This is a genomic window from Legionella erythra (genome assembly GCF_001467615.1).
Taxonomy (GTDB): Bacteria; Pseudomonadota; Gammaproteobacteria; order Legionellales; family Legionellaceae; genus Legionella_C; species Legionella_C erythra.
Genome location: NZ_LNYA01000024.1, coordinates 327,194 through 334,872, shown reverse-complemented (window position 1 = coordinate 334,872; position 7,679 = coordinate 327,194). Strand labels below are relative to the sequence as shown.

The window sequence follows — 7,679 nt, the reverse complement described above, 5'->3', positions numbered from 1 at the left end:
AAGAATCTCCTCCCGCATAGATTATGAGAAAATTCTACTTTTGGCATCAGTTATTTTTCGGGGGGATTACCGTTGATTTATATGGGTTTTTCATGGTCTTTGATGGTCAGGAATGGTTTGAATAATTGGTGGAGGTGCGGGAATCGAACCTGCGTCAGCGAATAGAGGTCGAGTCATTCCTGTAGAATTGAGATGGATTCCGCGGAATCTCGTGTATTAATAAAGTTAGTCACTTTATTATCAGAACATAAATTGAACGATTATTCTTTGTTGTGTTATCTCGACATGACATAATCTTAAGTTACTTGTTTAAATAAGTGATTCGACTTATCATGCCGGATACCGCCGGATACCGCCGGATACCGCCGGATACCGCCGGATACCGCCGGATACCGCCGGATATTGATTGCACGTTACTTGTTGATCAATTGCCATTTTGTTGTTCTAGCTTTGCCAATGGAAGCGACTATCCCTTTGATTTTTAGATCATTTAAATTTTCACGAATGGTTCTTTCGGCAAGCAATGCAGGTAGTTGTAATCTAATTTCTTTTAATGAAAGAGTGTCAGCGGTCTTTAATACTTCAATAATTTCCAGTTGGCGCAATGATAAATTAGATGTTGCTTGTAAAGAAATCCCCGTATTCATTACTTCCTTAAAGCTGAAAATAACCGAAAAACCATTAGAACTGTCAGTGAATTCGGGTTCAGGGGTATTGTTTGCTCTACAGTATTCTATCATTCGCGTGGTGCCTGTTCCCCATTTTTCTATCCAGCCTCTTTTATAGAATACGTTGGCAATCAATTCATTTCGTGGGTATGAGTTATGTGGGCCTTTGAGGTGATCCAGTTTGATAGTAGGGAGTAAACCGCCTGGATTCCATAGCTCTAATCGATCATCATAAATTGCAAAACTTGTTGTGGATGATCGAACGTTATAGTCTCTATGGCAAAAGGCGTTGATTAATGCTTCTCTTAAAGCCAGTTGTGGTACGGCTGGTTCATCTACTCTCTGTAGTTTTCCGGGTACAAAATAGCTCGCAATGGGTAAGTGGCGGTTGGCGAAATGGTGGGCAAGAGTGATGAGTTGAAAAGCATTGCCTCTTTCCATTTGGTTATCAATAAATCCTTCCAGTTTTGTACGTCCTCTAAAACGAGCCATTTTAATTTCACATCGTGAAAAGATCTTTTCCGGGTTTTTGGCAAATAAAACTACTGCTGCATTGGTGAGTCGGCTATCTTTGATTAATTTAAAATTATCTAAGATTTGCTCAATGTTATGTTCAATTGCCTCTGGGCTAATACGATTCTTGTTAATACCTTCTTTAACGGTGTTCATAATTTCTTGGTGATCAAGATCATCTATTGCAAATTCATCCGTTAAATGTTCTTCCCAGTCATGATTGAGATAATTTCGTTTAATAATCAATTGCTCATACTGATGTTGAGTCATTCTTGATGTGGTTGAGGCAACACGTTCAAAAGGGCGGCCATCATAAATATAGGGAACATGTTTTCCTTCAGGAATATCTAGAAGGATTATCTGCTTTTCATCATTCAAGGGGAGGTAATGAATTCCAATAGATACATGTGGTTCGATTTTTCTGATTTCTTTGGCAATTTCTTGTTTCGTACTGTCTGATACATTTTGGCCAATGAATTCACCATTGTTTTTGACTCCAAATATGATAAAACCACCCTTTAAATTTAAAAACGCGCATGCCGTTTCAAGAGCAGGTTTAAGCTGGCTGGTAGAGTTCTTAAATTCCAGATGATCTGATTCGCCCTGGTTTACAAGTTCCCTTAGTTGATCGATGTTCACTAAATCGTATCCTTTGATAGGTTGGTTGTATGGTAACTTTTGTCCTCGGAAGAAGCCAGATTTTCGATGAATTTTGCCCATTTATCCAATGCTTCTTGTCGCTCGGGCAGCATTTCATTTTTATTGTAGGTTGCCATGATCTTGGGCATTTTATGCCCCCAACATTTTTCAATCACAACAGGATCAATTCTTAGCGTTTCACCCAGCTGGGTGGCAAAGGTGCGCCGAAGATCATGTGGGGGTCCATTTATCAATGCCAATTCTTTCTTGTAAGCGAATAACAGCTTTGGGTAGTGCACGGTCAGAGAGGGGGCTTTCACCATCTGCGCCACTTATGACGTATTCACCCATGCTGCAATTGTATAATTCCCTAAAAAATGACTTAACCATTTTTGTTAAATGGACGCGCATAGTAATGCCGGTTTTAGTATTCGTAGCGGGAATAGTCCATAGAGAATTCTCAAAGTCGAACTCATTCAGTTTGGTGATTCTTAGTTCGCCAGTTAACAGTAATATTTTGATGGCATTGGTAATTTGTAATGAAACGTTATGCTTTCCATTACTTAAGAATTGCCAGAGTTGTTTGATTTTATCTAGGGTTAGAACGCGTTCTATGGGTTTTTCGATACCCCCTATGTCTCTGGCACGTATATAGATTGCTGGATTTATCTTAAGCTCACTCCTGCTGACGGCATAGTTAAAGGACTGTTTAATGGCGCTTAGCACTTTATTCGCATGGACATTTGAGCCGCGTGCAACAATTGTATCTAATGCTTTTGTGATATCTTTGGCTTCTATTTCATCTATATATTTCTCAGGAATAATATCGGCATTAATAAGCCGGATCTGAAGCGGTTGTTTTCTATGTTTGGAGATATAATTGTTATACCAACGATTAACCAGTTCTGTAACCGTTGGGTAAACCCTGGTTGCAAGCAATCAGGCTACGATAGCTGTCTTGAATTAAAATCAAGGCCATTGCTACGCGTACATTGATTAAAGTACCCCATCATTGGGGTAGAGCCAAAAATGATTTCTTGATGATCAAAGTGTGTTTATGTCTTTCTTTTTGTATTACAATGCTACGCAAAAGTGAATTGAGACAGCCATGCCATCAACAGTTATTGATTACCGAGATAAACTTATACAAAGCGGTATTAGACGAGATTTAATTCCCCCCGCTCTTACAAATGAACAATGCCAGGTGCTTTTTAGAAAATTAAACTCGTTTAGCATGTCCTGGATCAGGGGAACATGGCAGTTATTGGCGATTCTTGGTGATGAAGAGCCGTATAGACATCTGGATCAAAAAGATAATTTTAATGTCAATATGGCGCATTATGCCGCTTTTTCTGGCGATATCCAACGGTTGAATCAGGTATTGGCACAAAACCCCCATCTTTTCTCTCAATTTGATAAAGGCATAAAAGGCGCTGCGCATTATGCTGCATTATCAGGCAACCCGGCGGCGTTGCAATGGATTAAAGACAATAAACCTGACTTATTGAACAATCTTGACAAGGAGGACCGGACTATTGCGCATCGCGCCGCACAGGGAGGCAATGTGGCGGCGTTGCAATGGATTAAAGACAATAAGCCTGATTTATTGAACAGAATGGATATGAATGGCTGGACCATTGCGCATTATGCCGCACGGTTTGGCAACCCGGAGGTATTACAATGGATTAAGAATAATAAGCCTGATTTATTGAACAAAATGGACAAAGATGGGTGCTCTATTGCGCATCATGCCTCACGTTCGGGCACCCTTGAGGCATTGAATTGGATTAAAAAAAATCACCTTGAGGGATTATTGATGGATCATAATGCTCGGGATACCTTTTTAATGTGTGCCGCCTTGTCTGGCAACGGCGAGCAACTCAATCTAGCCTTGGCCCTTTGCGGTAACCCCAGTACAGTCAATTTCAAACGAATACCCGCTGATGACTCCTCCACCGTTATTGATGCTTTACGTGAGGCGCTTCAAAGCAATTACATATTAAGGAGTGTGGTCTATCCCCATCTCCTTGAGCCCTGTGACGAAGTAGAGATGTTACTGGATAAGAATGGCTTGATAGCGATTAAATTGAATAAACTGAGTGATGATTTTACTGTTTTATGTCAGCAGGATACAACAGGGGCGCGTACTGGCCCATTATCAAAAGATGCGTTATTAACTCTGTTCACAACGGCTGCCCGGGCCATATCGCCTCGTATTCCAGAGAAAGACATCAAAGCGCAGTTTTATAAAATCTATAACAACAGCAATGCCTTAAAACATGATGCTGCCTTGGCAGCGAAAGGAAAAGTCCTGGATTTTAAAATGAAATCGGAAACATTAACCGGGTTTCGCGCCTTTTTTATTAATAAAAAAGTAGCTCATCTTAAACGGCATGCGATGGCTGAACTGAACGCATTAATCCTTAACGCAGATACCTTTACTGAAAACGATTTACGGCAGTGGTATCTGGCTCACAACGATTCGATTAACCGACAAACCCATACCTTGACGGGGCTTTTTTTCAAAACACGCGAAACTGCTTCCCGCGCCCTGGTGAGTAAAATATGTCAGGAGTTTAAATTTAATGAGCAGCTAGTCACGGCTAAGCCTGAGAATGATCATGCAGGTAAAGAGCCGATTGCCGTGTTCAGTTAATTGGCGATGGTGGAGGTAAATTCCATAATGATAGCCTCCTACCGCACTTATTCTGGGCCAGGCTTATGGCTAGTCGTTAAATCGTGCGAATAGCAATCGCAGGTCGGGCCAAGGTCCGACCTGTACTGACTAAATGAGCATGCTCGGTTTCTCCGCGGGCTCCTTGTAATCCAGGGCTGTTTTTCCCGCACTGTCTTTAATATCTTGCCTGGCACCCGCCGCGATGAGCAAGTCGTAAGCCGTTTGATTATTGCGGGAGGCGGCTATATGTAAGGCGGATTGTTGTTTGTCTCCAGCTTGCTCATCAAGAGAAATGGATAATTTATCCTTGAATTTGAGAATAATTTTCAACATGCTTAGGCTTTTTTCATGATTGACCGTGCACATACGGCGAATGGCTTGAGCATAATGTTTGTTGTTGATGGAATCAAAAGCAGCTTGAGTCGCAGGGTCTGAAACAAATGACGCTAATTCGTTTAACAGGCTTGAATGGGGATCGGATTTAAACACTCCGAATGCACTGCGTGCAGCACTGGAGTCAGTCTGGTTTTGCGCTTTGCCGGTCTCTTCTTCCCTTGGTTTGCTAAACGGTTTTGGGTAACAAGGAGTCGCTTTGCGCCATTCGATGCTTACTGCTTCGGCATTCTTATAAATTTCCTCCGCTTTTTCTTTGCAATTGGATAGAAAATTTGTGCTGCTTATGTTGTTAAGTGAAAAAACACGCATATAAGCCATTTGATCTTTTATGGTGTGTATTTTATTGGCTTGCCCTACAATACCAAGCAATGGGTCGATAAAAACACAATCATCACTCAGCCCTTTAAAAGCTGGAACAAGTTCAGGCGTGCTAAAGCGACAGTCTCCTATAACCACGAGCATGTGGCCAAAGCGATCGCCAGTCGGTTTCTTTCCCTTGATAGAGACTAAATGAATCGGGGCCTTGCAATCCATTCTGGCAAGCCATAGGGCTGCAAGGTGACTTACGTCCGCGCACTCACCAACGCCCATCATGGTAATCGCGGTATACAATATCGACATAGGAGACGCTTTGTTATCCTGTTTAAGTTTAATGAGTGCCTGGTTCCCGAGGTATGAACTTATGAATCCAATATAATTAATATAATTCAGCATCTCTTGCATGCGATGAAAACCAAACCTGGACTCATATTCTTGAAGACGTTTGACATCCAGGGTTGGTAATTCAATAGCAGTAATAATATCATTGGATGTGGTGACGGTTTTTTTTATTTTCTCTAATGCGAGCGTTGCTAATTGCAAATTTTCTTCATAGGTCATGCTGGCTAACTGTTTAAACTCTTAATAGTTGCGCAATATTATCAAATAGATCATACTTTGGTCAATGTGTGCGATCTTTATGTCCTCATTTGGCCTGTTGTGGTTATCAATCTGGATAACGGGGTTGCTTGCTTCGTGTTCCCCTCTCTTCTATCCGTGAGATGATGATCCCGTCAATTAAAAAATGAATAAAGTGAATGGAATAGCGGATATGCGATAGATTGTTTTTGAATTTTTTAGGATGGGTCAGTAGCTTATTTAGACAAAAAGCAAGCCAAAAATACCATTTGATTAAGACAATGTTGAGGCTTTCAGATAAGGGCTGGTGCGAAGGAAGTGGGTAAGTTTCCATAAACATCTGTAATTTATGGTCATCCATTGACACACCCTGTTTGTCATACACGGTACACCAGGCCAGCAGTGTATCCAGGTAATCGGCTGTCTGGTCAAATAAGCCGGCCGTTTCCCAGTCAACGACCCAAAAATGATCCTTTTCCCAAAGGACATTTTTAGGTTTTAAATCATTATGACACAGCATGGTACCCTTAAGCGCGTTCAGTGAGTCCAGCAAATGATCGCGATTAACAGTGAGGTAAGTGGATATGGCATTGATTTTGGGAAAAAAATAAGATGGGTGTGTCCAGGAGGCCAGCTTATTCCAGACCGAAAGCGCGATAATTTTTTCACCAATCTGCTTGTAAGTGTCAAATTTTTCGCGCGCCAGCGTGTCATCAAACTCCAATGTCGAGCGGTGTAGTTGGGCCAGAAAACCGGCGATTTCCTGCACATGGCGAGTGGATATGTCGCGATTTTCGTGCATGACGGCATCAAGACCAGGGTAAAGTAAAATCAGATCATTGGCTGTTTGGATAATGCAGTTTTCTTCGCAAAAATAAGCCGACATCACATGCCCTGTCTCTGATAGTTGCGAGGCTATTTTTTCGCTAAACAGCAAAGACTGTATCAATTTTTCAAGTGGAACCGCATAATCCTGAACGTATTTCGCTTTATTAATAGTCTTTACGACATAGCGTTTAGAACCGCAGGCGACCTGATAGGCCGAGTTAACATCGCCGCTATTGAGCCGTTTAATGACGTTAAGGGGGCCTGGCAATCCAAACGTGCGGGCAATGCAGGTCAGCTCCTCGGGCTTCAGCATAGAAAAGAAGCACTCCAATTTATTTATTTAAAATACTTATAGTAAGGATGGGTGGCATAATCAAGAATGGCCTTATCCCCGGCACTGTCGCCATAAGCGTAAACCGTTCTTGGCGTATCCCCGATGAGCGTGAGAACCCGTTGCAATTTCTCTTCCCCATAGCAGCTTTTCCCTTGCAATGCACCGGTTGCGCGCCCGAGCTCATCAAAAGCGATTCGTGTCGAGGCCACGCCATCAAAAGCATGATGCATAGACCAATGCGTCATGTACAGATCATAGGCCGCTGTCGCCAAAATGCAGTAATGCCCCTGGCTTTTATGCCATGTGATGCGCTGGTGCGCGCTGTCTCGAATTAATGAAGGCAGAACCTGGTCAGAGAAACGGGCTCCTTGCTCAAAAAGAAAATCGCGCGTCAAGTGCTTGAAAAATGATTGGGCGATGATTTGATTCAATGCATCAAGATCCATTCTGTTTAAGGAATATAACAGCAAGGAATGCAACTGGCAGGTCAACTTGGTAAAAAGTGACGCCCCAAAGACAAAACGCAGAAAGGGAAGTGTGGTGCTTTTGCGGGTGATGGTTCCATCAAAATCAAAAATGGCCACCGGTCGTCCGTCGTCTAACTGGTCAGACATGTCTATCTCTTGGTTTGCTGATACGATTTCATTTTCGCCGATACTGAATTGATTATAGCGTAGATCCCTGATGAGTTGCTTGCGTTGAATAGGATGCCTTTTTGATGCTTAAT

5 protein-coding genes and 1 pseudogene are annotated in these 7,679 nt (G+C 42.2%); 1 reads left to right on the top strand and 5 read right to left on the bottom strand.

Features of this window, described 5'->3' with window-relative positions; all coding sequences use genetic code 11:
* Positions 1–413: 413 nt before the first annotated feature.
* On the bottom strand, positions 414–1,820 hold the full coding sequence (locus Lery_RS08395; RefSeq protein WP_058526794.1) for an ATP-binding protein: 1,407 nt from the start codon (positions 1,818–1,820) through the stop codon (positions 414–416).
* Positions 1,820–2,735, bottom strand: a pseudogene (locus Lery_RS08385) (tyrosine-type recombinase/integrase); the annotation flags it as partial. The pseudogene Lery_RS08385 and the gene Lery_RS08395, both read right to left, overlap by 1 nt.
* Before the next feature lie 193 nt (positions 2,736–2,928).
* On the opposite strand from Lery_RS08385, the gene Lery_RS08380 reads away from it, so the two are divergent.
* A complete protein-coding gene (locus Lery_RS08380) occupies positions 2,929–4,476 on the top strand; it encodes an ankyrin repeat domain-containing protein (protein WP_082657164.1) in 1,548 nt (515 codons plus the stop codon).
* Positions 4,477–4,605: 129 nt separating this feature from the next.
* Here Lery_RS08380 and Lery_RS08375 read toward each other — a convergent pair whose 3' ends face one another.
* The 3 genes from Lery_RS08375 to Lery_RS08365 all read right to left on the bottom strand — a co-directional run bounded on the left by Lery_RS08375 (position 4,606) and on the right by Lery_RS08365 (position 7,566).
* Positions 4,606–5,772: an ankyrin repeat domain-containing protein gene (locus Lery_RS08375; RefSeq protein WP_058526790.1), complete on the bottom strand. Its 1,167-nt coding sequence runs from the start codon at positions 5,770–5,772 to the stop codon at positions 4,606–4,608.
* Positions 5,773–5,878: 106 nt separating this feature from the next.
* Positions 5,879–6,931, bottom strand: coding sequence for an aminoglycoside phosphotransferase family protein (locus Lery_RS08370; RefSeq protein WP_058526789.1), 1,053 nt, complete (start codon positions 6,929–6,931; stop codon positions 5,879–5,881).
* A gap of 23 nt (positions 6,932–6,954) precedes the next feature.
* A complete protein-coding gene (locus Lery_RS08365) occupies positions 6,955–7,566 on the bottom strand; it encodes an HAD-IB family hydrolase (RefSeq protein WP_058526788.1) in 612 nt (203 codons plus the stop codon).
* Between the last annotated feature and the right edge of the window lie 113 nt (positions 7,567–7,679).

Bases quoted from the DNA above. Each gene is read 5' to 3' on its own strand.
- Lery_RS08375 (WP_058526790.1), bottom strand. From the start codon at position 5,772: ATGACCTATGAAGAAAATTTGCAATTAGCAACGCTCGCATTAGAGAAA.
- Lery_RS08380 (WP_082657164.1), top strand. From the start codon at position 2,929: ATGCCATCAACAGTTATTGATTACCGAGATAAACTTATACAAAGCGGT.
- Lery_RS08365 (WP_058526788.1), bottom strand. From the start codon at position 7,566: ATGTCTGACCAGTTAGACGACGGACGACCGGTGGCCATTTTTGATTTT.
- Lery_RS08370 (WP_058526789.1), bottom strand. From the start codon at position 6,931: ATGCTGAAGCCCGAGGAGCTGACCTGCATTGCCCGCACGTTTGGATTG.